General features: G+C 69.5%; 1 protein-coding gene. It reads right to left on the bottom strand.

The window, feature by feature from the left end; translation table 11 throughout:
* On the bottom strand, positions 1-1,057 hold a 1,057-nt coding region (locus JHD77_RS32050), incomplete at both ends, for a hypothetical protein (protein ID WP_199506579.1).

Here is a 1,057-nt window from a genome sequence, read left to right as displayed (position 1 = left end):
ACCCCCTTGTCCTGGTTGAGCATGCGTGGCGTTGTGATGTCCAGGCCACTGTCACCGACGATCTTGCCACCGCGGTTGTCCAACTGTTCGCGAGCGCTCGCCACCACCCTCGACGTGCTGGAGATATCGCCCGCTCGGTTGTCGATCAACCGAGAGCTCAAGTCGAGATCCTGGCCGGCGACAATGCGACCGCTGCGATTATCGAGCCGATCCGCCTTCAGGAGCGTACGGCGCTCGCTGACCAGCTTGCCGCCCGCACTGTTGTCCAGACGAGCGACCTCGATGTCCATGTCTCCCTTGCTGGAAAGGAGACCGGCACTGCGATTGTCCAGTGCGGCAGCCTGGACCTGCAGTTCGTTCAGACCGACGACCTGGCCGCCACGGTTGTCGAGATCGCCACGGGTCTTGACCACGGCGCGGTCCCGGCTCTGCAACAGGCCGTCCTGGCGGTTGTCCAGGCTGCTCGCCTCGACCCGCAGTTCGCCCTCGGCGAGCAGCTTGCCGCCACGGTTGTCCAGGTGTCCGCCGTCGACCCGGACGGTCGCCCCCTTCAGGCTGCCGCCCTGGTTGTCCAGCGCCTGGCTCGCCTTCGCTTCCAGCGCGCGGCTGGCCACCAGGCTGCCGGCGTTGCGCAGGGTGCCGCTGCGCAGCTCGAGGTCGCCGCGCGCGTTGCGCCGCTCGTCCGGCTCGACGCCGGCTTCGATCACCCCGGCGTTGTCGAGGCGCGCGGCGTCCAGCGCGATGCGTTCGCGCGCCGCCAGGCTCTGCCGGTTGACCAGTTCCTCCGCGCTGCGAATCTCGGCGCTGCCGCCGGCGTAGGTCTTGCCATTCAGCTCCACGGCCTGGGCCGCGATCTTCAGGTCGCCCTGGCTGGAGGCCTGGGCCAGGCTCAGCTTGCCGCTGGCGTCGATGCGGATGTCGCCGCCGCTGGCGGCCATGTCGCCGGCCAGCCGCACCCCCACGCCCTGCTCGGTGCCGACCAGGCGGATCGCCCCGGCGTACATCCCGCCCAGCGCCGAGCTGTCGATCGCCAGTTGTGGCTTCTCGCTGCCATCGG

The sequence above is a fragment of the Pseudomonas sp. P20 genome, from assembly GCF_016463925.1.
Taxonomy (GTDB): Bacteria; Pseudomonadota; Gammaproteobacteria; order Pseudomonadales; family Pseudomonadaceae; genus Pseudomonas; species Pseudomonas aeruginosa.
This window is presented reverse-complemented; position numbering and strand designations above follow the sequence as displayed.